The sequence below is a fragment of the Mycolicibacterium novocastrense genome, assembly GCF_001570485.1.
In the GTDB taxonomy this organism is placed as follows: Bacteria; Actinomycetota; Actinomycetes; order Mycobacteriales; family Mycobacteriaceae; genus Mycobacterium; species Mycobacterium novocastrense.
The window spans coordinates 62,732-86,779 of sequence record NZ_BCTA01000036.1 but is presented as its reverse complement, the minus strand read 5'-3'; the positions used below and the strand labels follow the sequence as shown (position 1 = coordinate 86,779).

Below are 24,048 nucleotides of genomic sequence, written 5' to 3'. Positions count from 1 at the left end.
CGTGCGGCTGGATCAGATCTATCAGGAAGTGATCCTCGATCACTACAAGCGCCCGCACAACCGTGGATTGCGTGAGCCGTACGGAGCTCAGGTCCATCACGTCAACCCGACGTGTGGCGACGAGGTGACGCTGCGGGTGGCGCTGTCCGACGACGGTGAGCAGGTGGTGGACATCTCCTATGACGGGCAGGGCTGTTCGATCAGCCAGGCCTCGACATCGGTGCTGACCGATCAGGTGATCGGCCAGAGCGTCGGCGACGCACTCAAAACGGTCGCCGCCTTCAGCGAGATGATCTCCTCGCGCGGGACCGTCGAGGGCGACGAGGACGTCATCGGGGACGGCATCGCGTTCGCCGGCGTCGCGAAGTACCCGGCGCGGGTCAAGTGCGCGTTGCTGGGGTGGATGGCTTTCAAAGATGCACTGTCACAGGCATCGGAGAGATTTCAGGAGGCAGGATGAGTGATACCGCAGTGCCCAACGAGGAACTGTTGTTCGATCTCGAGGAGGCGATGCGTGACGTCGTCGACCCCGAGCTCGGTATCAACGTCGTCGATCTGGGCTTGGTCTACGGGATCGACGTCGAGCAGGGGGAGCAGGGCAAGGTCGCGTTGATCGACATGACGTTGACCTCGGCCGCCTGCCCGCTCACCGATGTGATCGAGGACCAGTCGCGCACAGCGCTGGTCGGCGCAGGGCTGGTCAACGAGCTGAAGATCAACTGGGTGTGGAACCCGCCGTGGGGGCCGGACAAGATCACCGAGGACGGCCGCGAGCAGTTGCGCGCGTTGGGTTTCACCGTCTAGCTCAGGCAGCGTCGGGTCTGGCCCGCCACGGCCTCGTGGAGTCAGCCTTCGAATCACGGCGGGCACAAATCTGTGCCGCCGTCGCCGAATCGACAATTGTCGAATCTCGTGTCTTCGGCGACAGATGTTTCCCCCGAACCCGCACGCGCGCTGATCGATTCGAAGGCGGATGCGTCGAGGGTCCGCACCGCGCTGGTCGCGAGCCTCGTCGGAACCACGATCGAGTGGTACGACTTCTTTCTCTATGCGACCGCGGCGAGCCTGGTGTTCAACCAGGCGTTCTTCCCCGATCAGAGCTCGCTGGTCGGGACGCTGTTGTCCTTCGCGACGTTCGCGGTCGGGTTCATCGTGCGCCCGATCGGCGGGTTCGTGTTCGGCCACGTCGGCGACCGGATCGGCCGGAAGAAGACGCTGGCACTCACCATGGTCCTGATGGGCGGTGCGACCGCTCTGATGGGGGTGCTGCCCACCGCCGCCCAGATCGGGGTGCTCGCGCCCATCCTGTTGGTACTCCTGCGCGTCGTACAAGGTTTCGCGCTCGGCGGCGAATGGGCCGGGGCGATCTTGCTCGCCGTCGAACACAGTCCGGCGCATCGGCGTGGCTTCGCGGGCAGCGTGCCTCAAGTCGGTCTGGCGCTCGGGCTCGCACTGGGCACCGGCGTGTTCGCGCTGCTCCAAATCGCCTTGCCCGAGGATGCCTTCGAGTCGTACGGCTGGCGGATCGCGTTCTTGTTCAGCATCGTGCTGGTGGTCTTCGGTTTCATCGTTCGATCGAAGGCGACCGAGACACCGGCCTTCGAGAAGGTCCGCGACGAGGACGACCGCTCGGCAGCGCCGCTGCGTGACGTGTTCCGCCCTCCCGCGCTGCGCAATACGGTGCTGGGACTGCTGTCGCGATGGGGCGAGGGCGCGGCCTTCAATACATGGGGCGTGTTCGCGATCTCGTATGCGACCGGAACACTGAAGCTGGAACGGGTTCCGGTGCTCATCGCCGTCACGGTCGCGGCGCTGCTGATGGCCGCGCTGCTCCCCGTCTCGGGATTGCTGACCGACCGGTTCGGGGCGCGACCGGTGTACGCGAGCGGGATCGCTGCCTACGCCGTCGCGGTGTTCCCGGTGTTCGCGTTGTTCAACACCGGCAGCATGACCGCCTACGCGCTCGGAATGTTGGTGGTGTTCGGCGTGATTCACGCGTGGTTCTACGGTGCCCAGGGCACGCTCTACGCGTCGCTGTATCCGGCACGTATCCGCTACACCGGGCTGTCGACGGTGTATCAGCTGTCAGGGGTCTACGCGTCGGGTCTGACCCCGCTGATCCTGACCGCGTTGATCGCCGCCACGAATCAGTCGCCGTGGCTCGCGTGCACCTACCTCGTGGTCACCGCGTTGATCAGCGTCGTGGCCACATTGCTGCTGCGGCCGAAGGCTTTGACGGAAATCTGAACACCGGCACGGGACCTGCCGGAGCAGGGGAGGTGGTGTTGGTATTCGGAATTGCCGACATTGTCATACGAAGTCGTGGACGAAGAGCCCAGAATGATCTCGTGGTCACGGTCCCGGCGTTCGTCTGGCGGGGCGGGTTCGGATGGCGCGCGCTGTTGATCGGCGGCTGTGTCGGGCTCTGCCTCGGCGTTTTGGCGTGGCTCGATTCCGGCTTCCTCCTCAGCGCTGTCATCGTCACGGTGGTCGTCGGCACGTTCTACGGCATCTGGATGGCGCGCCGGATGAACCGGTACTGGCCGGGATCGAGAGAGCTCACTGGTCAGGAGCGGGTCGCGGTCGTGCGCGCGGTGCGAAGCGGGGGCGACCTGGCCGATTCCCGGCTGGCGGGGCCAGAAATCGACTACGCGCGGGGGTTGTGCGCCGCGGCGGAAGAGGCCCGTCCACTGCGGTGGGTGTTGGTCATCGCCCTGGTCGTCGCGCTGGGCGCGGCGGTCTGGGACGCCTTCTTCGGCTCCTGGGGTAACGCGGTGGCATCCGTCATCTACCTGGTCGCACTGCTCGTCGAGCTGTTCTGGTGGCCGCGACGGCAATCCCAGCTGCTGACCCACGCCCGTACGCTCGATGCGGTATGAGCCATCCTTACGTCGCCACCCGCCGTCAACTGCGTGGTGTGGCCGAAAGCCTCATCGCAGGCCCCCAGTACCGGTCCGCGGGCACGATCCGGCTCGCGGTGCGCCCCGACGGTTTCGCCGCCGTCGCGTTACCCCTGTCGGTGCACGGTACGGAGCTGGTCTTCCCGGACGGCAGCGTTGCGCTGGCCGGCCGCGTCGCGGCCATCGCCGAGGCGGCCGGCGTGGTACCCGGGCCGCCGGAGGGCGTCTACCGGATCGTCGATCCGTTGCCCGCCCACGCCGAGCTCGCACTCGATCCCGATGCGGCGGCGTGGCTCCAGCGGGCCCACTACGCGGGTGGATATGCCCTCAAACATGTTCTGCCGCAGCAGCATCCGACGCTGTGGCCGGAGCACTTCGATGTCGCCGCTGTCGAGGACGAGGTGAACTACGGGGTGTCGGCCGGTGATGAGACCCACCCGACGCCGTACGCATACGTCGGCCCATGGCAGAAGCGGACGGGACCGTTCTGGAATGCGCCGTTCGGAGCCCTCTACCCACTCGACGCCACGCACGACGTCGACGCGCTGGCCGCGCGGGTCACCGAGTTCTTCGAGCGCGGCCGCACTGAACTGGGTATCCGCCCGTAGGCTGGGAACAGACAGCTGACCATCAGCGTTAGGAAGCAACGTGGCTACCCAAGACATCACTGCCGAACAATTCAACGACACCATCAACGACAACGAGATCGTGCTGGTGGACTTCTGGGCGTCGTGGTGTGGCCCGTGTAAGGCGTTCGCCCCCACATTCGCGGCGTCCTCCGAACAACACCCCGACGTCGTGTACGCCAAGGTCGACACCGAGGCCGAGCAGGCGCTGGCCGCCGCGGCCGACATCCGGTCCATCCCCACGCTGATGGCGTTCAAGAAGGGCAAGTTGGTGTTCAACCAGGCGGGCGCGCTGCCGCCCGCGGCCCTGGAGGAACTGGTCCAGCGCGTCAAGGAGTTCGACATCGACGCGGCGATCGCCGCGCAGGATAACGGCCAGCCGGAGTGAACCTCCGCACGCGATAGCGTGCATGCGTGAGCGAGCAAGCAGAGAACGAGCAGAGCAACTTCGTCCTGGTCGACCGGCCGCGACCCGGCGTCGCACTGGTGACGTTGAACCGCCCCGAGCGAATGAACTCCATGGCGTTCGACGTCATGGTTCCGCTCAAGAAGGTGCTCGACGAGCTGACCTACGACAACTCCGTGCGGGCGGTCGTGCTCACCGGCGCCGGCCGCGGATTCTCCTCGGGCGCCGACCACAAGTCGGCCGGTTCGGTGCCTCACATCGACGGTTTGACCCGGCCGACGTTCGCGCTGCGCTCGATGGAGGTGCTCGACGACGTCATCCTCGCCCTGCGCAAAATGCACCAGCCGGTCATCGCGGCGGTCAACGGCGCCGCGATCGGCGGGGGCCTGTGCCTGGCGCTGGCCTGCGATATCCGCGTGGCGGCCGACGGTGCTTACTTCCGCGCGGCCGGCATCAACAACGGCCTGACCGCCAGCGAGCTGGGACTGTCCTATCTGCTTCCGCGCGCCATCGGCACGTCACGGGCGTTCGAGCTGATGCTGACCGGCCGCGACGTCGACGCCGCAGAGGCCGAACGCATCGGCCTGGTGTCGCACGCGGTGCCCGACGATCAGCTGCTCGAGGTTTGCTACCAGATGGGGGAGCGCATCGCCGCGTTCTCCCGGCCCGGAATCGAGTTGACCAAGCGCACACTTTGGAGTGGACTGGACGCCGGTAGCCTGGAAGGGCACATGCAAGCCGAGGGCCTCGGACAACTGTTCGTCCGTTTGCTCACCGCCAACTTCGAAGAAGCGGTGGCAGCGCGCGCCGAAAAACGAGACCCCGTATTCACCGACGACAAGTAAGGACCGCACAGCGTGATCACCGCAACGGACCTGGAGGTCCGCGCCGGGGCGCGCACGTTGCTGTCCACCGACGGAACCGCGCTTCGCGTACAGCCCGGCGACCGGATCGGACTGGTCGGTCGCAACGGCGCGGGTAAGACCACCACGATGCGCATCCTCGCCGGCGAGGGCGAACCGTATGCGGGCGACATCGTCCGCAACGGCGAAATCGGTTACCTGCCACAGGATCCCAGAGAAGGCGACCTGGACGTACTCGCCCGCGACCGGGTGCTCTCGGCGCGCGGCCTGGACACCCTGCTCGCCGACCTCGAAAAACAGCAGCTGCTGATGGCCGAAGTCGCCGACGACGCCGCCCGCGACAAGGCCGTGCGCAAGTACGGTCAGCTCGAGGAGCGCTTCGCCGCGCTGGGCGGATACGCCGCCGAGAGCGAGGCGGGCCGTATCTGCGCGAGCCTCGGACTGCCGGAGCGGGTCCTCACCCAACCGCTGCGCACACTGTCCGGCGGTCAGCGCCGCCGCGTGGAGCTGGCCCGGATTCTGTTCGCGGCCTCCGACAGCGGCGCGGGCTCGAGCACGACGCTGCTGCTCGACGAACCGACCAACCACCTCGACGCCGACTCCATCGGCTGGCTGCGTGACTTTCTGCAGAACCATCCCGGGGGCCTGGTGGTCATCAGCCACAACGTCGACCTGCTCGCCGACGTGGTGAACCGGGTGTGGTTCCTCGACGCCGTGCGCAGCGAAGTCGACGTCTACAACATGGGCTGGCAGAAATATCTCGACGCCCGCGCCACCGACGAAGCCCGGCGCCGCCGCGAACGCGCCAACGCCGAACGCAAGGCGTCCGCGTTGCGCACCCAAGCGGCCAAGATGGGGGCCAAGGCCACCAAAGCCGTTGCCGCGCAGAACATGTTGCGCCGCGCCGACCGGATGATGGCCGCACTCGACGAGGAACGCGTCGCCGACAAGGTGGCCCGTATCAAGTTCCCCACCCCCGCGCCGTGTGGGCGCACCCCGCTCGTCGCCAAGGGGCTGACCAAGAACTACGGCTCGCTCGAGGTCTTCACCGGCGTCGACCTGGCGATCGACCGAGGCTCGCGGGTGGTGGTGCTCGGGCTCAACGGTGCCGGCAAGACCACCCTGTTGCGCCTGCTGGCGGGCACCGAGACGCCCGACGCCGGGCGCCTCGAACCGGGTCACGGCCTCAAGCTCGGATATTTCGCCCAGGAGCACGACACCCTGGACAACAACGCGACGGTGTGGGAGAACATCCGCCACGCCGCACCCGACACCGGCGAGCAGGACCTGCGCGGGCTGTTGGGCGCCTTCATGTTCAGTGGACCGCAGCTCGACCAGCCGGCGGGCACGCTGTCCGGCGGTGAGAAGACCCGGCTGGCGCTGGCTGGCCTGGTCGCGTCCACTGCGAACGTGCTGCTGCTCGACGAGCCGACGAACAACCTCGATCCGGCCTCGCGCGAGCAGGTCCTCGATGCGCTGCGCAGCTACGTCGGCGCGGTCGTGTTGGTGACCCACGATCCCGGCGCCGCCGAGGCACTCGAACCGCAACGCGTGGTCCTTCTTCCCGACGGCACCGAGGACTACTGGTCCGAGGATTACTCGGATCTGATCGAGCTCGCCTGAACTGGGTGACCGGTCAAGCCGGCCCGGTCCGTTCCGCGAAGCGTTTGGGCATTTTCAAGCGTCGTGTGTAACCGCTTCCTACGCTGGGTATCCGTCGGGGCATCGAAGCGGGGAGGTGCTGATGAAGAAGCTGGACAAGTCGAGAGACCAGTTGCTGAACGAGTTGCGGAGTGCTTACGAGGGTGGCGCAAGTATCCGTACTCTGGTCGCGTCCACGGGACGCTCGTACGGTTCCATCCACAGCATGCTGCGTGAGTCGGGTACGACGATGCGCAGCCGTGGCGGTCCGAACCACCGCAGCAGGCGCCGCTAGTCGCTCTGCGGCACGGTCTCTTGGTCGCGTCGCTGCCGCAGTGACGCCTCGACCAGGTCCAGTACGGCACTGAGCTTTTCGGGATCGTCACCCGACGCCAAACGCGCGACAAGGCCGTCGAGGACGAGGTCGAGATAGGTCTGCAGCACGGCGCTGGGCACGTCGTCGCGCAGCCGGCCGGCCTGCTTCTGCATGCGCAGCCGCTGGGTCGTGGCCACCGACAGCTCAGCGGACCGTTCCGCCCAGCCCCGGTGAAAGTCGGGATCGTTGCGCAGCTTTCGCGCGATCTCGAGCCTGGTGGCCAGCCAGTCGAACTGCTCCGGCGCGGCCAGCATGTCGCGCATCACCTGGACCAGCCCCTCGCGCGCGGCGACATCGGCCATGCGCTCGGCGTCCTCGCGGGCCAGTTCGAAGAACAGCGTGTCCTTGTCCCGGAAGTGGTGGAAGATGGCGCCGCGCGACAGCCCGATCGTCTGCTCGAGCCGCCGCACGGTCGCCTTGTCGTAGCCGTACTCCGCGAAACACCGGCGGGCGCCGTCGAGAATCTGCCGACGACGCGCCGCCAGGTGGTCGTCGGTGACCCGGGGCAACGCGGTTGTCCCTTCTTCGGTTACTGCGACTCGAGCATGTTGCGCAGCACGTACTGCAGGATGCCGCCGTTGCGGTAGTAGTCCGCCTCACCCGGGGTGTCGATGCGCACCACCGCGTCGAACTCGACCTTGGAGCCGTCTTCCTTTTCCGCAGTGACGTGCACCGTCTTCGGGGTCTTGCCCTCGTTGAGCTCCTCGATGCCGGTGATGTCGAACGTCTCCGTGCCGTCGAGGCCCAGCGACTCCGCCGACTCGCCCTCGGGGAACTGCAGCGGGATCACGCCCATGCCGATCAGGTTCGACCGGTGGATCCGCTCGAACGACTCGGTGATCACCGCGCGCACACCCAGCAGCCGCGTGCCCTTGGCCGCCCAGTCACGCGACGAACCCGAACCGTACTCCTTGCCGCCGAGCACCACGAGCGGAATATCCTGCGCCGCATAGTTTTGCGCGGCGTCATAGATGAACGCCTGCTCGCCGTCCTTGGTGAAGTCGCGGGTGTAGCCACCCGAGACGTCGTCGAGCAACTGGTTGCGCAGCCGGATGTTGGCGAACGTGCCGCGGATCATCACCTCGTGGTTGCCACGCCGGGAACCGTAGGAGTTGTAGTCCGCCCGCTCGACGCCGTTGGACTCCAGGTACTCGGCGGCCGGCGTGCCCGGCTTGATCGCGCCGGCGGGTGAGATGTGGTCGGTGGTCACCGAATCGCCCAGCAGCGCCAGCACTCTCGCGCCCTTGATGTCGGTCACCGGCTCCGGTTCGGCCGACATCCCGTCGAAGTACGGTGGCTTGCGCACATAGGTCGACTCCTCGGCCCATTCGAAGGTGTTGCCCTCCGGGGTCGGCAGGTTGCGCCAGCGCTCGTCGCCCTTGAAGACGTCGGCGTAGTTCTTGGTGAACATCTCCTGGCTGATCGCGTTGGCGATCGTGTCGTTGATGTCGGACTGCGACGGCCAGATATCGCGCAGGTAGACGTCGTTACCGTCCTCGTCCTGGCCCAGCGGCATGGCCTCGAAGTCGAAGTCCATCGTGCCGGCAAGCGCGTAGGAGATCACCAGCGGCGGGGACGCCAGGTAGTTCATCTTGGTGTCCGGGTTGATCCGGCCCTCGAAGTTGCGGTTGCCCGACAGCACCGCGGCCACCGCGAGGTCGTTGTCGTTGACGGCCTTGCTGATCTCCTCGGGCAGCGGGCCGCTGTTGCCGATGCAGGTCGTGCAGCCGTAGCCGACGAGGAAGAAGCCCAGCTTCTCCAGATACGGCCACAGCCCGGCCTTCTCGTAGTAGTCGGTCACCACCTGCGAGCCCGGCGCCATCGTCGTCTTCACCCACGGTTTGGTGGCCAAACCCTTCTCGACGGCGTTCTTGGCCAGCAGCGCCGCGCCGAGCATCACCTCGGGGTTGGAGGTGTTGGTGCACGACGTGATCGCGGCGATCACCACCGCGCCGTGGTCGAGCACGAATTCGCCGAGCTCGTCGGATTTCACGGTCACCGGCTTGCTCGGCCGGCCATTGGGTTCGAGCGCCGCGGAGGCGACGTGGGCGGGGGGCTTCTTGTTGTTGAGGAACGACGTGTTGCGCACCGGATCGCTGGCCGGGAAGGTTTCGTCGATGGCCTCGTCGAGTTGCGAGTACTCGCCGTTGAACTCGCCGTCCTCGACGTAGTCGGTGATGTCCTGACGGAAGGCCGCCTTGGCCTCGTTGAGCGCGATGCGGTCCTGCGGGCGCTTCGGCCCGGCGATCGACGGCACGACATCGGACAGGTCCAACTCGATGTACTCGGAGAACTTGGGCTCCCGCTGGGGGTCGTGCCAGATGCCCTGTTCCTTGGCGTAGGCCTCGACCAACGCCAGTTGTTCCTCGCTGCGCCCGGTGAAGCGCAGATAGCTGATGGTCTCCTCGTCGATGGGGAAGATCGCCGCAGTGGAGCCGAACTCGGGGCTCATGTTGCCCAGCGTGGCCCGGTTGGCCAGCGGCACCTCGGCCACACCGTCACCGTAGAACTCGACGAACTTGCCGACCACACCGTGCTGGCGAAGCATCTCGGTGACCGTGAGAACGACATCGGTGGCCGTCACTCCCGGTTGCCGCTCGCCGGTCAGCTTGAACCCGACGACACGGGGGATGAGCATCGACACGGGCTGGCCCAGCATCGCGGCCTCGGCCTCGATACCGCCGACGCCCCAGCCGAGCACGCCCAGGCCGTTGACCATGGTCGTGTGGCTGTCGGTGCCCACACAGGTGTCCGGGTAGGCCACCCCGTCCCGGTCCATCACCACGCTGGCCAGGTACTCGATGTTGACCTGGTGCACGATGCCGGTGCCGGGCGGCACCACCTTGAAGTCGTCGAAGGCGCCCTGGCCCCAGCGCAGGAACTGGTAGCGCTCGCCGTTGCGCTCGTATTCGATCTCGACGTTGCGCTCAAATGCGTCGGCGCGGCCGAACAGGTCGGCGATCACCGAGTGGTCGATCACCAGGTCGGCCGGGGCGAGCGGATTGACCTTCTCGGGGTCGCCGCCGAGGTCGGCGATGGCCTCGCGCATGGTCGCCAGGTCGACGATGCACGGCACGCCGGTGAAGTCCTGCATCACCACGCGCGCCGGCGTGAACTGGATCTCCACGCTGGGGTCGGCCTCGGGGTCCCAGTTGGCGATGGCCTCGATGTGGTCCTTGGTGATGTTGGCGCCGTCCTCATTGCGCAGCAGGTTCTCGGCAAGGACCTTCAGGCTGTAGGGCAGCTTGTCGGTACCCGGCACCGCGTCGAGGCGGTAGATCTCGTAGCTCTTGTCTCCGACCTTCAGGGTGTCGCGGGCGCCAAAAGAATTGGGGGAAGAATTTTCCGTATTACCTTTGCTCACATCAACTCCCGGCTAGTTCTCGCAGCCGACGGGCTGTGACGGCCACGTTTCAACTCTAACAGTACGCTTGTCCTGCAAGGCCGACGGGGTCCGTTCTCGGTCTCGTCCGGGACCGCGCGTGCTGTCACCCTGTCGGGTACCCATCACGTACGGTTCTTCTGTGTTCGGACCGCATGTGATTCCGTTTCTGCCGGCCTACATCCCTCCCGACGTCTGCGGGCCCGTGGGCATGGACCCCGCGACCACGCCGGTCGACACGTGTCTGAACCTGGTCATCGAGGACGTTCGCGACGACGGGGTGAGCGCCTCGCCCAGGCCGGAGAACGAGGGCCTGCCCGAGGTGGTCGCCGAGGCCCAGCAGAAGGGCATCGACCTGAAGATCGTCGTCGTGGATCAGAACCCGCCGATCGACACGCCACTGCGCGATATCGCCACCGAGGTGGGGGAGGCGTTCCCGGGGTCGACGGTGCTGGTGCTCAGCCCGACGGATTCGGGCACCTTCAGTACGACGTTCGACCGCATGACGTTGGAGGCGGGCCAGGACGTGGCCGAAGGGCGTGGCCCGGTGCAGGGTTCGAAGAATTTCCTCAGCGAGTTGACGGCATCGCACTTTCCGTGGACTGCATTGACGATTGTGGTGGTCTTGGGAGTGGTTGCCGCCGTTATCGGTACGCGACTTTTGCAGGTTCGCGCCAAGCGTGCCGCGTCGCGCGAGGACGCCTGAAACCGCACTGCGGCAACGGTTTTGGCGTGATCGGATACCGCCTCGGTATTGGCGAAGTCACGACGCGATAACACTTCTTTCAATTACAAAGTTGTAATTCGCGACTTAAGTTTCTTTGGCGTCAGATGTGACGTACGGTGCAATCGGTAACTGTGTTGTAGATGTGCATGTTGTGACAAATGAGCACAGTCACCGCGACGAATGTGTCCGCACGTTCGCCTGAAGCCATAGGAGAACTGAGTCGGATGAGACGCACACCTGGCGCATCCGCTACGCGGCCGTGTGGACGGTTCTGCGCGGCCCTGGTCGTGGCGACCATGTTGGCCACGACGCCCGGCCTGGCCCTCGCTCAACCCAGCAGTCCCGACAGCCTCGCGGCGCTGGTCGCCGCCGTCGCCGATGCCGACCAGAGGCTGCAGGATCTGGGTGCCGAGATCCAGCAGCAGCAGGAAAGCGTCAACAAGGCGATCCTCGACGTGCAGACCGCGCGGGACAACGCCGACGCCGCGCAGCATGAGGTCGACGCGAGCCGACAGCGCGTCGAGGACGCCAACATCGCTATCGAGCAGGCGCAGAAGCGGTTCAACTCGTTTGCCGCCGCCACATACGTCAACGGCCCCTCGGACTCGTACCTGACCGCGGGCGATCCCGCCGAGGTCATCAAGACCGCAGCGGCGGGGCAGACACTGGCGATCAGCTCGCAGCAGGTGATCGCCGATCTGCAACGGGCCCGTACCGAGCAGGTCAACCGTGAGTCCGCGGCGCGGCTGGCGAAACAGAACGCGGACAAGGCCGTCGCCGACGCCGAGGCCAGCCAGCAGTCCGCGGTTTCGGCACTGACCAACGCGCAGGAGACCTTCAAATCCCAGCAGGCCCAACTCGACAAGCTGGCCGCCGAGCGCAAGGCCGCGCAGGCCAAGCTCGCCGAGGCGCGCACTCAGGCCGCTCCGGCGCAAGCGGCCGGTGCTCCGGCACAACCGGCGGCCGCCGCGGCGCCGGGTAGCCCGGACTGGGACCGCGCCCCGCAAGGCGTCGACCCCGGCACCGGTAACTGGGCCACGCCGTGGGATCCGACGTTGCCCGCGATCCCCAGTGCCTTCGTCAGCGGCGACCCGATCGCGATCATCAACGCGGTTCTCGGCATCGCGTCGACCTCGGCGCAGGTGACCCAGGACCTCGGGCGCAAATTCCTGCAGTCGGTGGGAATCCTCCCGAAACCGGCTGCCGCGCCGGCCTTCAACAACGGCGCGATTCCCCGCGTCTACGGCAGGCAGGCGACCGAGTTCGTGATCAAACGGGCCATGTCGCAGATGGGTGTGCCGTACTCGTGGGGCGGTGGCAACGCCGCCGGACCCAGCCGCGGTATCGACTCCGGCGCGGGCACAGTCGGATTCGACTGCTCGGGGCTGATGCTCTACGCGTTCGCCGGCGTCGGCATCAAGCTCGACCACTACTCGGGCTCGCAGTACAACGCCGGGCGCAAGGTCCCGACCTCACAGATGCGGCGCGGCGACATGTTGTTCTGGGGTCCCAACGCCAGCCAGCACGTGGCGCTGTACCTGGGCGACGGACAGATGATCGAAGCGCCCTACACGGGTTCGGTGGTGAAGATCTCGCCGGTGCGTACCAGTGGCATGACCCCGTACGCGACCCGTCTCATCGAATGGTGAGAGGTCACCAGCGACAGACGTTAGGAAAACTTTGCGTTTCAAGCTGATTCGGTTCCTGGGCGGTTGCGCGTTGCTGGTGGCGACCGTCGCACTCACCGTCGGGTTGGCGACGCCGGCGGCGTCGGCGCCCGAAGACGGCCAGTGGGATCCGACGCTGCCCAAACTGATCAGCGCCGGCGCCCCGGGCGATCCCCTCGCGATCGCCAACGCCTCGCTCGCGGCGACCGCCCAGGCCACCGAGGTCACGATGAACCTGGGCCGCAAGTTCCTGACCACCTTGGGTCTCGCGCCGCCGGAGGCGGCCACGGCGAGCGTCGCGCCGGGCCGGGTGCGTGGACCGCAGGCGATCGAGTACGTGATCCGTCGCGGCGCCTCGCAGATGGGCGTGCCGTACTCGTGGGGCGGCGGAAAGCCGAACGGCCCGAGCCGGGGTATCGACTCGGGGGCCAACACCGTCGGGTTCGACTGCTCGGGCTTCACCCAGTTCTCGTTCGCGGGGGTGGGGGTGCTGATCCCCAAGTACTCCGGCGACCAGTACGACACCGGCCGCAAGGTGCCGACATCGCAGGCCAAGCGCGGCGACCTGCTGTTCTGGGGTCCCGGCGGCAGCCAGCACGTGGCCATCTATCTGGGCGGCGGTCAGATGCTCGAGTCCTCGGGCAGTGCCGGCAAGGTCACGGTCGGCCCCGTGCGTCACTCCGGCCTGCAGCCGTATGTGGCGCGCATCATCGAATCCTGAGCGCAACCTGAGCCGAACCTGAAGGTATCGGGCAACGTCGACGGATTCTGTCGTGCCTGGAATAGTTGACGTCGAGCGTGCAGCCCAGACCGGCCTGCGCCGCTTTGACCAGCGAGTTATGTGGAAGGAATGTTGATGACCTCACCGAGTGGGCCGTCGCAGGGGCCTGGAGGCTACCCCGGCCAGGCACCGGCACAGGGATACCAGGGCTCACACGCCGCACCGTCGAGCCCGGCTTCCCAGAATGGCGGTCTGCAGCAGGAGGTCCACACGCTCGAGCGGGCCGTCTTCGAGGTGAAGCGGATCATCGTCGGACAGGACCAACTGGTCGAACGCATGCTGGTCGGCCTGCTCGCCAAGGGCCACGTCCTGCTCGAGGGTGTGCCCGGCGTGGCCAAGACGCTGGCCGTCGAGACCTTCGCCAAGGTGGTGGGCGGCACCTTCGCACGCATCCAGTTCACGCCCGACCTGGTACCGACCGACATCGTCGGTACCCGCATCTACCGGGTGGGTAAGGAGGAGTTCGACATCGAACTCGGGCCCGTCGTCGTCAACTTCCTGCTGGCCGACGAGATCAACCGCGCCCCGGCCAAGGTGCAGTCGGCTCTGCTGGAGGTCATGGCCGAGCGCAAGATCTCCATTGGCGGCAAGACGTTTCCGCTGCCCCAGCCGTTCCTGGTGATGGCCACGCAGAACCCGATCGAGCAGGAGGGCGTGTATGCGCTGCCCGAGGCCCAGCGCGACCGCTTCCTGTTCAAGCTGAACATCGACTACCCGTCGCCCGAGGAAGAGCGCGAGATCATCTACCGGATGGGCGTCAAGCCGCCGGAGCCCAAGCAGATCCTCGCGCCCGGTGACCTGCTGCGCCTGCAGGACGTGGCGGCCAACAACTTCGTGCACCACGCGCTGGTCGACTACGTCGTCCGGGTGGTGACCGCGACCCGTCAGCCCGAGAAGTTCGGCATGCCCGACGCCAAGGCGTGGATCGCCTACGGCGCATCACCGCGCGCATCGCTCGGCATCATCGCGGCGTCGCGCGCGCTGGCTCTCGTGCGGGGCCGCGACTACGTGATCCCGCAGGACGTCGTCGAGGTCATCCCCGATGTGCTGCGGCACCGGCTGGTGTTGACCTATGACGCGCTGGCCGACGAGATCTCGGCCGAGACGGTGATCAACCGCATTCTGCAGACCGTGGCCCTGCCGCAGGTGAACGCCATTCCGCAGCAAGGTCATTCGGTGCCGCCCGTCGTGCCCGCCGCCGCTGGTGCGGCCAGCAATCGGTGACCAGTTCCCGGCGCTCCGTTGATCTGCCGTCGCTGAAGCGCGGCGAGATCCGTGACCCCGCACTGAGCGCGGCGCTGCGCAAGCTCGAGTTGACGGTGCGGCGCAAGCTCGACGGCGTGCTGCACGGCGACCACCTCGGCCTGCTGCCCGGCCCGGGATCGGAACCGGGGGAGTCGCGGCTCTACCAGCCCGGCGACGATGTGCGCCGGATGGATTGGTCGGTCACGGCGCGCACCACGCATCCGCACGTGCGGCAGATGATCGCCGACCGCGAACTCGAGACCTGGCTCGTGATCGATATGTCGGCCAGCCTCGACTTCGGCACAACCGGTTGCGAGAAGCGCGATCTCGCGGTGGCCGCCGCCGCGGCGATCACGTTCCTCAACAGCGGGGGCGGTAACCGGATCGGTGCGATCATCGCCAACGGCGACACCATGCGGCGGGTGCCCGCGCTGTCGGGCCGGATGCACGAGCAGGAGATGTTGCGCGCCATCGCCACGATGCCCAAGGCGCCCGCCGGTGTCCGCGGTGACCTTGCCGCGGCGATCGACGCGCTGCGCAGACCCGAGCGCCGCCGCGGGATGGCCGTGATCATCAGCGACTTCCTCGGGCCGATCAACTGGATGCGGCCGCTGCGGGCGATCGCGGGGCGCCACGAGGTGCTCGGAATCGAAGTACTCGACCCGCGCGACGTCGAACTGCCTGCGGTCGGCGAAGTGGTGCTGCAGGATGCCGAGACCGGGGCGACCCGTGAGTTCACCATCGACGAACAGTTGCGCGACGACTTCGAGCGGGCGGCCGCGGCGCACCGCGCGGAGGTGGCCAGGACGTTGCGGCGATGCGATGCACCGCTGCTGACGCTGCGCACCGACCGCGATTGGATCGCCGACGTCGTCCGGTTCGTCGCCAACCGCAGGCGTGGCGCGCTGGCGGGCCACGCCTGATATCGAGATGATTAGGCGCACATGACATTGCCGTTGCTCGGACCCATGACGCTGTCGGGTTTCGAAAACGCCTGGTTCTTCCTGTTCCTACTCGCGGTGCTCGGAATCGTCGGGCTCTACATGGTGGTTCAGCTGGCCCGGCATCGGCGGATGCTGCGGTTCGCCAACATGGAGCTGTTGGAAAGCGTTGCGCCCAAACGTCCTTCGCGCTGGCGGCACGTGCCCGCGATCCTGCTCGTCATCGGCCTGGTGTTGCTGACGGTGGCGATGGCCGGCCCGACGCACGACGTCCGCATCCCGCGCAACCGCGCGGTGGTGATGCTCGTGATGGACGTCTCGCAGTCGATGCGGGCCACCGACGTCGCCCCGAACCGGATGGCGGCCGCGCAGGAGGCGTCCAAGCAGTTCGCCGACGAACTCACCCCCGGCATCAATCTGGGGTTGATCTCCTATGCCGGCACGGCGACCGTCCTGGTGTCGCCGACCACGGGCCGGGAGGCCACCAAGGCCGCGATCGACAAACTGCAGTTCGCCGACCGCACGGCGACCGGTGAGGGCATCTTCACGGCGCTGCAGGCGATCGCCACCGTCGGAGCGGTCATCGGCGGCGGCGACGAACCCCCGCCGGCGCGCATCGTGTTGTTCTCCGACGGCAAGGAGACCGTGCCGTCGAACCCGGACAACCCCAAGGGCGCCTACACTGCGGCCCGCACCGCCAAGGAGCAGGGGGTGCCGATCTCGACGATCTCGTTCGGCACGCCGTACGGCTATGTCGAGATCAACGACCAGCGCCAGCCCGTACCGGTCGACGACGAGATGCTCAAGAAGATCGCCGACCTGTCCGGCGGTGAGGCGTTCACCGCGTCGAGCCTTCAACAGCTGCGAGAGGTCTACGCCAACCTTCAGCAGCAGATCGGCTACGAGACGATCCGTGGCGATGCGAGCGTGGGGTGGCTGCGGCTGGGAACACTGGCGCTCGCCATGGCGACGCTGGCGGCCCTGTTCATCAACCGTCGTCTGCCGAACTGATTCGCAAGGGATGACGATCTGACATGACGATTCCACTGCTGGGACCGCTGTCGCTCACCGGTTTTCAGCACATCTGGTGGTTCCTTCTGTTCCTGGTGGTCCTGCTGGTGCTGGCCGGGCTGTACGCCGCAGCCCAGATCGCCCGGCGAAAGCGGTTGCAGCGCTTCGCCAACACCGAACTGCTCGACAGCGTCGCGCCCCATCGGCCCAGTCCGCTGCGTCACGTGCCCGCGGCACTGCTGGCGATCTCGCTGCTGCTGTGCACCATCGCCCTGGCCGGGCCCACCCACGACCAGCGCCTTCCCCGCAACCGCGCGGTGGTGGTGCTGGCCATCGACGTCTCCCAGTCGATGCGCGCCACCGACGTCGAACCGAGCCGCCTGGCCGCCGCCCAGGAGGCGTCGAAGAGGTTCGTCGACGAGCTGACGCCGGGTATCAACCTCGGAGTCATCGCCTATGCCGGAACCGCCAACGTTCTGGTCTCGCCCACCACCAACCGCGACGCGAGCCGGCGCGCCATCGAGAATCTGCAGGTGGCCGACAAGACTGCGACCGGTGAGGCCATCTTCACCGCTCTGTCGTCGATCTCCACCGTCGGCGCCGTCATCGGTGGCGGCGATACGCCACCGCCTGCGCACATCGTGTTGTTCTCCGACGGCAAGGAAACCGTGCCGAACAACCCGGACAACCCGAAGGGCGCGTTCACCGCGGCGCGGGCCGCCAAAGATCAGGGTGTGCCGGTCTCGACGATCTCGTTCGGCACGCCGAACGGGTCGGTCGAGGTGAACAACGAGCGGGTCCCGGTGCCCGTCGACGACGAGGGCATGGAGAAGATCGCCCAGCTCTCCGGCGGCGAGGCCTATACCGCGTCCAACCTCGACGAGCTGAACAAGGTCTACGACACCCTCCAGGACCAGATCGGGTACGAGACCGTGCGAGGTGAGGCGACCACCGGCTGGCTCCGGCTCGGTGCCCTGTTCGCGGCCGTGGCGGCGGTGGCCGCCCTGCTGATCAACCGCCGGCTACCGCTGTGAGCGCACCCGTTCACTAAGGCGATTTCTTAGGAATGGCGGGCAGGCGATAGGTTGGCGGGCATGACTGCGCACGCGACGAGCAATGACACAGGAGCGACCGCCGAGTCCGAATCGGCCGGTGGTCGTCCGCCTTTCGTCGCCCGCTCGGTGCTGGTGACCGGCGGCAATCGTGGCATCGGCCTGGCCATCGCGCAGCGCCTCGCGGCCGACGGCCACAAGGTCGCCGTCACCCACCGCGGTTCTGGAGTCCCCGAAGGACTGTTCGGGGTCGTGTGCGACGTCACCGACAACGCCGCCGTCGACCGCGCATTCAAAGAGGTCGAGGAGCATCAGGGACCGGTGGAGGTGCTGGTGTCCAACGCCGGCATCTCCAAGGACGCGTTCCTCATGCGCATGACCGAAGAGCGGTTCACCGAGGTCATCGACGCCAACCTCACGGGAGCGTTCCGGGTGGCGCAGCGGGCATCCCGCACCATGCAGCGCAAGCGCTTCGGCCGGATCATCTTCATCGGCTCGGTGTCGGGCATGTGGGGCATCGGCAACCAGGCCAACTACGCGGCCGCCAAGGCCGGCCTGATCGGCATGGCCCGCTCGATCTCCCGCGAGCTGTCCAAGGCCAACGTCACCGCCAACGTCGTCGCGCCCGGCTACATCGACACCGAGATGACCCGGGCCCTCGACGAGCGGATCCAGGCCGGGGCGCTCGATTTCATCCCCGCCAAGCGGGTGGGCACCGCCGAGGAGGTGGCCGGCGTGGTCAGCTTCCTGGCGTCCGAGGATGCGAGCTACATCGCCGGCGCGGTGATCCCCGTCGACGGCGGCATGGGTATGGGCCATTAGATCTTTTCGCGAAGGAGAGGGACTTTCACATGACCGGTTTGCTCGAAGGCAAGCGCATCCTCGTCACGGGGATCATCACCGACTCGTCGATCGCGTTCCACATCGCCAAGGTCGCCCAGGAGTCGGGCGCCGAGTTGGTGCTGACCGGATTCAACCGGCTGAAGCTGATCCAGCGGATCGCCGACCGGCTGCCCAACCCGGCGCCGCTGTTGGAACTCGACGTGCAGAACGACGAGCACCTCGACACGCTGGCCGAGCGCATCACCGGGGTGATCGGCGAGGGCAACAAGATCGACGGCGTGGTGCACTCGATCGGCTTCATGCCGCAGTCGGGCATGGGCATCAACCCGTTCTTCGACGCGCCCTACGAGGACGTCGCCAAAGGCATTCACATCTCGGCCTATTCGTACGCCTCGCTGGCGAAGGCGACGCTGCCCATCATGAACCGCGGCGGCAGCATCGTCGGCATGGACTTCGACCCGACCCGCGCGATGCCCGCCTACAACTGGATGACGGTCGCCAAGAGTGCGCTCGAGTCGGTGAACCGTTTCGTCGCGCGCGAAGCCGGACCGTACGGTGTGCGCTCCAATCTCGTGGCGGCCGGACCGATCCGCACGCTGGCGATGAGTGCGATCGTCGGCGGTGCGCTCGGCGCCGAGGCCGGTGAGCAGATGCGGTTGCTCGAAGAAGGCTGGGATCAGCGCGCACCGGTCGGCTGGGACATGAAGGACCCCACGCCGGTCGCCAAGACGGTGTGCGCCCTGCTGTCGGACTGGCTGCCGGCCACCACCGGCACCGTGATCTACGCCGACGGCGGCGCCAGCACGCAGTTGTTGTGACCGAGTTCGACGCCGTCCTGCTGCTCTCCTTCGGCGGGCCGGAGCGTCCCGACGACGTGATTCCGTTCCTGGAGAACGTCACCCGCGGCCGTGGCATCCCGCCGGAGCGGTTGGCGGATGTCGCCGAGCACTACCTGCATTTCGGCGGCGTCTCACCGATCAACGGCATCAACCGGGCGGTGATCGAGCGGCTGCGCAGCTACGTCGACGTTCCCGTGTACTTCGGCAACCGCAACTGGGAGCCCTACGTCGAGGACACCGTGACCGCGATGCGCGACGACGGGGTGCGCCGTGCGGCGGTGTTCACCACGTCCGCGTGGGGCGGCTACTCGAGTTGTACGCAGTACGTCGAGGACATCGCGCGGGGGCGGCAGGCGGCGGGTGCCTCGGCCCCGCAGCTGATCAAACTGCGTCAGTACTTCGACCATCCGCTGTTCGTCCAGATGTTCGCCGACGCGATCACGGCTGCGGCAGCGACGGTGCCGGAGGATGCCCGCCTGGTGTTCACCGCGCACTCGATTCCGTTGGCCGCGCGGTCGCGCTGCGGCACTGAGCTTTACGAGCGACAGGTCGGGTATGCCTCGGCGCTGGTGGCGGCCGCGGCCGGATACGACGATTACGACCAGGTGTGGCAGTCGCGCTCCGGGCCGCCGCAGGTGCCGTGGCTGGAACCCGATGTGGGCGACCATCTTTCGTCCCTCGCCGAGAACGGCGCCACAGCCGTCATCGTCTGCCCGATCGGTTTTGTCGCCGACCACATCGAGGTGGTGTGGGACCTCGACCACGAACTGCGCGAACAGGCCGAAGCAGCCGGAATGGGCTTCGCGAGGGCGGCGACGCCCAACGCGGATCTCGCGCGGGTCGCCGCCGAGCTGCTCGCCGAGTTACGCGACGGCCGGGACCCCGTACGGGTTTCCGGAACGAATCCACCGCCGCTGCAGGGGTATTCGGTCGACGGCGTGGTCTGTACGCCGGCCTGTGGTTAGCCCTGCCAGGCCGAATGCAGAACCGCGTCGATCGCGGCCAGTCGCGCCGAGCGCACCACGGTCGACAGCGGCCGCAGCGCGTCGTTGGCGATCTGCACCTCAGCGGAGCTGTGCAGCCCGATCGGTATGAGCCCGGCGCTGACCGAGATGATCGCGTCGACGTGCGCGGCGTTCTCCAGCACGCGCGCCGCCCGGTGCGGCGCGTGGTCGGGAAGGCGGTGCATGCGGGTGGATTCCAGCGTCTGCTCGACCAGTCCGCGGGGATCCTCCACGTCGATCTCGGCCGCGCCGGCACGCAGTGCCCCGAGCGCGTCGGCCGCCGAGCGGACCGCCGACCGTAGCGCGTACTCCGCCTCGGCCAGGTCGCCGTATCCGGCGGACGTGGACGCATCGGGTATCGAGTACACCGTCCACGACAGCCCGCACGGGTCGCGGTCGAACTCGTCCTCGTCATCGAATTCGTCGTATTCGAAGTCGGGCACGAGGCCGATCGACCCCGGACCGGAGACGACGATGGCTTCACCCGCCGTCACCGCGTCGCGCTGGAACTGGGTGCCCGCGGGTAGACCCCGGACGTCGCCGGGGACCGGCAGCGCCAGGCCGATCGGCGGTTCGGTCAGGCCGGGACCGGCGGCGGTGCGCAGCGTCTGCAACAGCGACACCGCGCCCGTATCCACCAGATCGGGCCAGGGCAAACCGGTCGCGCCGGCCGCCACCGAATCATAGGCGGTTACGGAATGCTTTGGCGCCCAATGCGATAGCGCGTCGAGCACATCGTCGGGGGCGGCCACGCCCGCTAACCAGGCATTGGCCCACACCGACAGCGAAACACTGGGACACCACATGATGTTCGAAGTGTAGTTGTTACGCCCGCAGCCGGTCGGACACGACGATAGGGTGGTGTCATGCCCGCTGCGCTGATTTGGTTGATTGCCGCGCTGGCGCTCGCCGGTGCCGAGGCACTGACCGGCGACCTGTTCCTGCTCATGCTCGGCGGCGGGGCGCTGGCCGCCGCCGGGTCGAGCCTGATCTTCGACGACCTGTGGGTCCACGGCGCAGTGTTCGCCGTCGTGTCCATCCTGTTGCTCGTGCTCGTGCGGCCCGCGCTGCGCAGGCATTTCCAGGCCGGCGGCGGCCTACCCGATCCGGCCAAGGCGCTCGAGGGCAAGAGCGCGCTGGTGCTCGACCGGGTGGCCCAGCACGAGGGCCAGGTGAAGCTCGACGGCGAAGTCTGGACCGCGCGCCCCCTCAACGAGAACGATGTCTACGAACCGGGCGACCAGGTGACCGTCGTGCAGATCGACGGTGCCACCGCCGTCGTCCAGAGGCTCGCCTAGGACTCACTGGGTACGAGGGAAGGAATCGTCATGGATGGTGCCGTCGCGGGCCTGGTGCTCGTCGGCGTGCTGGTGGTGTTCGCCGCCATCATCGTCGCGAAGTCGATCGCGCTGATACCGCAGGCCGAGGCCGCGGTCATCGAGCGGCTGGGTCGCTACAGCAAGACAGTGTCCGGTCAGCTGACGCTGCTGCTGCCGTTCATCGACCGGATCCGCGCCCGGGTGGACCTGCGCGAGCGGGTGGTGTCCTTCCCGCCGCAGCCGGTGATCACCGAGGACAACCTGACCGTGCAGATCGACACGGTGGTCTACTTCCAGGTGACCAATCCGCAGGCCGCCGTCTACCAGATCAGCAACTACATCGTCGGCGTCGAGCAGCTGACCACGACCACGCTGCGCAACCTCGTCGGCGGCATGACGCTGGAGCAGACGCTGACCTCGCGCGACCAGATCAACACGGCGTTGCGCGGCGTGCTCGACGAGGCCACCAACCGGTGGGGTCTGCGGGTGGCGCGCGTCGAACTGCGCAGCATCGACCCACCACCGTCGATCCAGGATTCGATGGAAAAGCAGATGCGCGCCGACCGCGAGAAGCGCGCGATGATCCTGACCGCCGAAGGCAACCGGGAATCGGCCATCAAACAGGCCGAGGGCCAGAAGCAGGCCCAGATCCTGGCAGCCGAGGGCGCCAAGCAGGCCGCGATCCTGGCCGCCGAGGCCGACCGCCAGTCGCGCATGTTGCGCGCCCAAGGCGAACGCGCCGCCGCCTACCTGCAGGCCCAGGGCCAGGCCAAGGCCATCGAGAAGACGTTCGCGGCCATCAAGGCGGGCCGGCCTACGCCGGAGATGCTGGCCTACCAGTACCTGCAGACCCTGCCCCAGATGGCCAAGGGTGAGGCGAACAAGGTCTGGTTGGTGCCCAGCGACTTCGGTTCGGCGCTACAGGGTTTCACCAAGCTACTCGGGGCGCCGGGGGAGGACGGCGTGTTCCGCTACACGCCGTCGCCGGTCGACGACGTGCCGGTCAAGGATGACGACGACGAGGTCGCCGACTGGTTCAACACCGAGACCGATCCCGAGATCGCCCGCGCCGTGGCGAAGGCCGAAGCCGAGGCGCGCACGTCGGTGGACGGTCCCGCGGCCGTCACCCCACCGCCGTCGTTTCCCGGAATCGGCCAGCAGCAGCCGAATCCCGCGCCGCAGGAACGCGAATCCGGCGGCGGGGCGCACTCCCGCTGACCGGGCTCACTGGCTCGTGTTCAGCGGCGCCGCGTCGGCCATCCGCTTCACCTGCTGACGGCCGACCTGGGCGTGGGTGTCGATTGTCGGAAGGCTGAAGCTGGTGTACATCACCCGCCGATCCCGTTCTACCGGTGGCTGGGCCATGTGCAACGTGCACGACAGGTGGACGGTGACATCGCCGGCCTCGGTGGCCAGATCGACGACGGGAAGGTCGAGACCCGGTTGGAGGCTGGGTGCCGGCCACACGAGGGCTCGATGCGAACCGGCGACGACGCGCAGCTGGCCCGACGTGGCACCGCCCGCGGTCACTGAGATGCCGACCGTCAGCCCACAGCAGTCATAACTGTGCCGGCCGAGGGCACAATCCTTGTGCCAGGGGACATCTGAAATCCCCCGTGTGACGCCGAGCGGCTTGAAAAGCGCCTCGAGGCGTTTGCCTTCCCACCCGCTGAAGACGTGGCCGTCACCGGTCAACCCACCGATTCCCAAGAGGCGTTCGTCAGCGACGAGCTCAGCGGCTGTTCGAGATTCCGCATCGAACCCCTGCATCCGGACCAGCGCGCTGCTCCCGTCCTCGAGGGTGGCCCACCACGAACGCCCGTCGCCTTCGAAGTAGCGCGGTGCGGCAAGATCCATTTCGGTCGAGACGGCGGCCATCTCCGCCTGGCTGAACATGCCCCTGATGTGCAGGTAGCCGGCTTGTTCGAGGAACCAGGCCATCTCGTCGGCTGGATCGTCCGGGGTGTAGCAGTGTTTCAGGTCCAGTTGCTCGCCGTCGCGATCCTTGAAGACGACGGCGCCGTTGACATGAGGGGTCGTGCTGTCGAGTGCGGCTCGCAGCAGGAGCCACCAGTCCAGAACGTCGGACAGTTGCCCGGCGATCTGCAAGGTGCCGGTGGTCAGCCATCCCATCGGGGTGACCTGGTCGTTGACCAGCGCCGCCAGCTGCTCTGCGTCGATGCGCAATTCCGTGCCGGTCGCCGCCCCTCTCGCGCATGTCATGCGCCGGCCGTCGACGCCGAGAGTCCAGCGTTGATCGTCTACCGAAACGGTCAGCGGTCGCGGCGGCCGCTGCTGAAGCGACGGCGCGAGCCGTTCGTTCGAGTCGACGAACAGTCGCGGGAGTGTGGCCTCGAAGAATTCGGCGGGCTCAATAAGCGCGGGCTCGCCGTCGACCCTCGTTCGTACGTCGACACTCATGTGT

General features: G+C 67.3%; 25 protein-coding genes. 21 read left to right on the top strand and 4 right to left on the bottom strand.

Annotated elements, in window-relative coordinates; genetic code table 11:
- The first annotated feature begins 1 nt into the window (after position 1).
- The 9 genes from sufU to RMCN_RS13380 all read left to right on the top strand — a co-directional run bounded on the left by sufU (position 2) and on the right by RMCN_RS13380 (position 6,731).
- Positions 2-460 carry a Fe-S cluster assembly sulfur transfer protein SufU gene (gene sufU, locus RMCN_RS13420; protein WP_064416268.1) on the top strand — a complete coding sequence of 153 codons (459 nt, stop codon included), beginning with the start codon at positions 2-4 and terminating at the stop codon, positions 458-460.
- A complete protein-coding gene (locus RMCN_RS13415) occupies positions 457-804 on the top strand; it encodes a metal-sulfur cluster assembly factor (protein ID WP_064416267.1) in 348 nt (115 codons plus the stop codon). Before sufU ends, RMCN_RS13415 begins: the two co-directional genes overlap by 4 nt.
- A 150-nt stretch (positions 805-954) precedes the next feature.
- Positions 955-2,247, top strand: coding sequence for an MFS transporter (locus tag RMCN_RS13410; RefSeq protein WP_067391083.1), 1,293 nt, complete (start codon positions 955-957; stop codon positions 2,245-2,247).
- A gap of 101 nt (positions 2,248-2,348) precedes the next feature.
- Positions 2,349-2,879 carry a hypothetical protein gene (locus tag RMCN_RS13405; protein WP_064416266.1) on the top strand — a complete coding sequence of 177 codons (531 nt, stop codon included), beginning with the start codon at positions 2,349-2,351 and terminating at the stop codon, positions 2,877-2,879.
- On the top strand, positions 2,876-3,508 hold the full coding sequence (locus RMCN_RS13400; protein WP_067389888.1) for a hypothetical protein: 633 nt from the start codon (positions 2,876-2,878) through the stop codon (positions 3,506-3,508). The genes RMCN_RS13405 and RMCN_RS13400 overlap by 4 nt, the downstream gene beginning before the upstream one ends.
- Before the next feature lie 40 nt (positions 3,509-3,548).
- Positions 3,549-3,914: a thioredoxin gene (gene trxA / locus RMCN_RS13395; protein WP_064406104.1), complete on the top strand. Its 366-nt coding sequence runs from the start codon at positions 3,549-3,551 to the stop codon at positions 3,912-3,914.
- A 26-nt stretch (positions 3,915-3,940) separates the two neighbouring features.
- On the top strand, positions 3,941-4,777 hold the full coding sequence (locus RMCN_RS13390; RefSeq protein WP_067389885.1) for an enoyl-CoA hydratase: 837 nt from the start codon (positions 3,941-3,943) through the stop codon (positions 4,775-4,777).
- 12 nt (positions 4,778-4,789) lie between these two features.
- Positions 4,790-6,418 carry an ABC-F family ATP-binding cassette domain-containing protein gene (locus RMCN_RS13385; protein ID WP_067389883.1) on the top strand — a complete coding sequence of 543 codons (1,629 nt, stop codon included), beginning with the start codon at positions 4,790-4,792 and terminating at the stop codon, positions 6,416-6,418.
- A gap of 121 nt (positions 6,419-6,539) precedes the next feature.
- A complete protein-coding gene (locus tag RMCN_RS13380) occupies positions 6,540-6,731 on the top strand; it encodes a helix-turn-helix domain-containing protein (RefSeq protein WP_064348432.1) in 192 nt (63 codons plus the stop codon).
- Here the strand turns inward: RMCN_RS13380 and RMCN_RS13375 are convergent.
- Together RMCN_RS13375 and RMCN_RS13370 are read right to left on the bottom strand one after the other, a co-directional pair.
- A complete protein-coding gene (locus RMCN_RS13375) occupies positions 6,728-7,321 on the bottom strand; it encodes a TetR/AcrR family transcriptional regulator (protein ID WP_067389880.1) in 594 nt (197 codons plus the stop codon). The genes RMCN_RS13380 and RMCN_RS13375 overlap by 4 nt on opposite strands.
- Positions 7,322-7,341: 20 nt before the next feature.
- Entirely contained in the window at positions 7,342-10,176 is a 2,835-nt protein-coding gene (locus RMCN_RS13370) for an aconitate hydratase (RefSeq protein ID WP_067389877.1), read from the bottom strand.
- Between the two features lie 160 nt (positions 10,177-10,336).
- On the opposite strand from RMCN_RS13370, the gene RMCN_RS13365 reads away from it, so the two are divergent.
- The 10 genes from RMCN_RS13365 (at position 10,337) to RMCN_RS13320 (ending at position 20,265) form a co-directional block, all read left to right on the top strand.
- Positions 10,337-10,900, top strand: a complete 564-nt coding sequence (locus RMCN_RS13365; RefSeq protein WP_067389874.1) for an Rv1476 family membrane protein — start codon at positions 10,337-10,339, stop codon at positions 10,898-10,900.
- A 245-nt stretch (positions 10,901-11,145) separates the two neighbouring features.
- Complete coding sequence (gene ripA / locus RMCN_RS13360) at positions 11,146-12,570, top strand: NlpC/P60 family peptidoglycan endopeptidase RipA (protein ID WP_067389871.1); 1,425 nt, start codon at positions 11,146-11,148, stop codon at positions 12,568-12,570.
- A 31-nt stretch (positions 12,571-12,601) separates the two neighbouring features.
- Entirely contained in the window at positions 12,602-13,309 is a 708-nt protein-coding gene (gene ripB / locus RMCN_RS13355; protein WP_082681011.1) for an NlpC/P60 family peptidoglycan endopeptidase RipB, read from the top strand.
- 135 nt (positions 13,310-13,444) lie between these two features.
- Positions 13,445-14,593, top strand: a complete 1,149-nt coding sequence (moxR1, locus tag RMCN_RS13350) for a chaperone MoxR1 (protein ID WP_064348434.1) — start codon at positions 13,445-13,447, stop codon at positions 14,591-14,593.
- Positions 14,590-15,537 (top strand): DUF58 domain-containing protein, encoded by a 948-nt coding sequence (locus RMCN_RS13345; RefSeq protein ID WP_064416258.1) that lies wholly within the window; start codon positions 14,590-14,592, stop codon positions 15,535-15,537. Before moxR1 ends, RMCN_RS13345 begins: the two co-directional genes overlap by 4 nt.
- Before the next feature lie 21 nt (positions 15,538-15,558).
- Positions 15,559-16,566, top strand: a complete 1,008-nt coding sequence (locus RMCN_RS13340) for a VWA domain-containing protein (RefSeq protein ID WP_067389868.1) — start codon at positions 15,559-15,561, stop codon at positions 16,564-16,566.
- A gap of 23 nt (positions 16,567-16,589) precedes the next feature.
- Positions 16,590-17,600 carry a VWA domain-containing protein gene (locus RMCN_RS13335; protein WP_064348395.1) on the top strand — a complete coding sequence of 337 codons (1,011 nt, stop codon included), beginning with the start codon at positions 16,590-16,592 and terminating at the stop codon, positions 17,598-17,600.
- Positions 17,601-17,660: 60 nt separating this feature from the next.
- The gene (gene fabG1, locus RMCN_RS13330; RefSeq protein ID WP_067389865.1) at positions 17,661-18,440 is read left to right on the top strand and encodes a 3-oxoacyl-ACP reductase FabG1; all 780 of its coding nucleotides are present in this window, start codon (positions 17,661-17,663) and stop codon (positions 18,438-18,440) included.
- A 29-nt stretch (positions 18,441-18,469) separates the two neighbouring features.
- Positions 18,470-19,279 (top strand): NADH-dependent enoyl-ACP reductase InhA, encoded by an 810-nt coding sequence (gene inhA / locus RMCN_RS13325; protein WP_067389863.1) that lies wholly within the window; start codon positions 18,470-18,472, stop codon positions 19,277-19,279.
- A complete protein-coding gene (locus tag RMCN_RS13320; RefSeq protein ID WP_067389861.1) occupies positions 19,276-20,265 on the top strand; it encodes a ferrochelatase in 990 nt (329 codons plus the stop codon). The genes inhA and RMCN_RS13320 overlap by 4 nt, the downstream gene beginning before the upstream one ends.
- Here RMCN_RS13320 and RMCN_RS13315 read toward each other — a convergent pair.
- A complete protein-coding gene (locus RMCN_RS13315; RefSeq protein ID WP_064416253.1) occupies positions 20,262-21,110 on the bottom strand; it encodes an Rv1486c family protein in 849 nt (282 codons plus the stop codon). The genes RMCN_RS13320 and RMCN_RS13315 overlap by 4 nt on opposite strands.
- A 60-nt stretch (positions 21,111-21,170) precedes the next feature.
- Here RMCN_RS13315 and RMCN_RS13310 point away from each other — a divergent pair, with 60 nt between their 5' ends.
- Both RMCN_RS13310 and RMCN_RS13305 read left to right on the top strand, forming a co-directional pair.
- Positions 21,171-21,602 (top strand): NfeD family protein, encoded by a 432-nt coding sequence (locus RMCN_RS13310; protein ID WP_064416252.1) that lies wholly within the window; start codon positions 21,171-21,173, stop codon positions 21,600-21,602.
- A gap of 30 nt (positions 21,603-21,632) precedes the next feature.
- Complete coding sequence (locus RMCN_RS13305; RefSeq protein ID WP_064416251.1) at positions 21,633-22,841, top strand: SPFH domain-containing protein; 1,209 nt, start codon at positions 21,633-21,635, stop codon at positions 22,839-22,841.
- Between the two features lie 6 nt (positions 22,842-22,847).
- Here RMCN_RS13305 and RMCN_RS13300 read toward each other — a convergent pair whose 3' ends face one another.
- Positions 22,848-24,044, bottom strand: a complete 1,197-nt coding sequence (locus RMCN_RS13300; RefSeq protein WP_064416250.1) for a phytanoyl-CoA dioxygenase family protein — start codon at positions 24,042-24,044, stop codon at positions 22,848-22,850.
- Positions 24,045-24,048 lie beyond the last annotated feature (4 nt).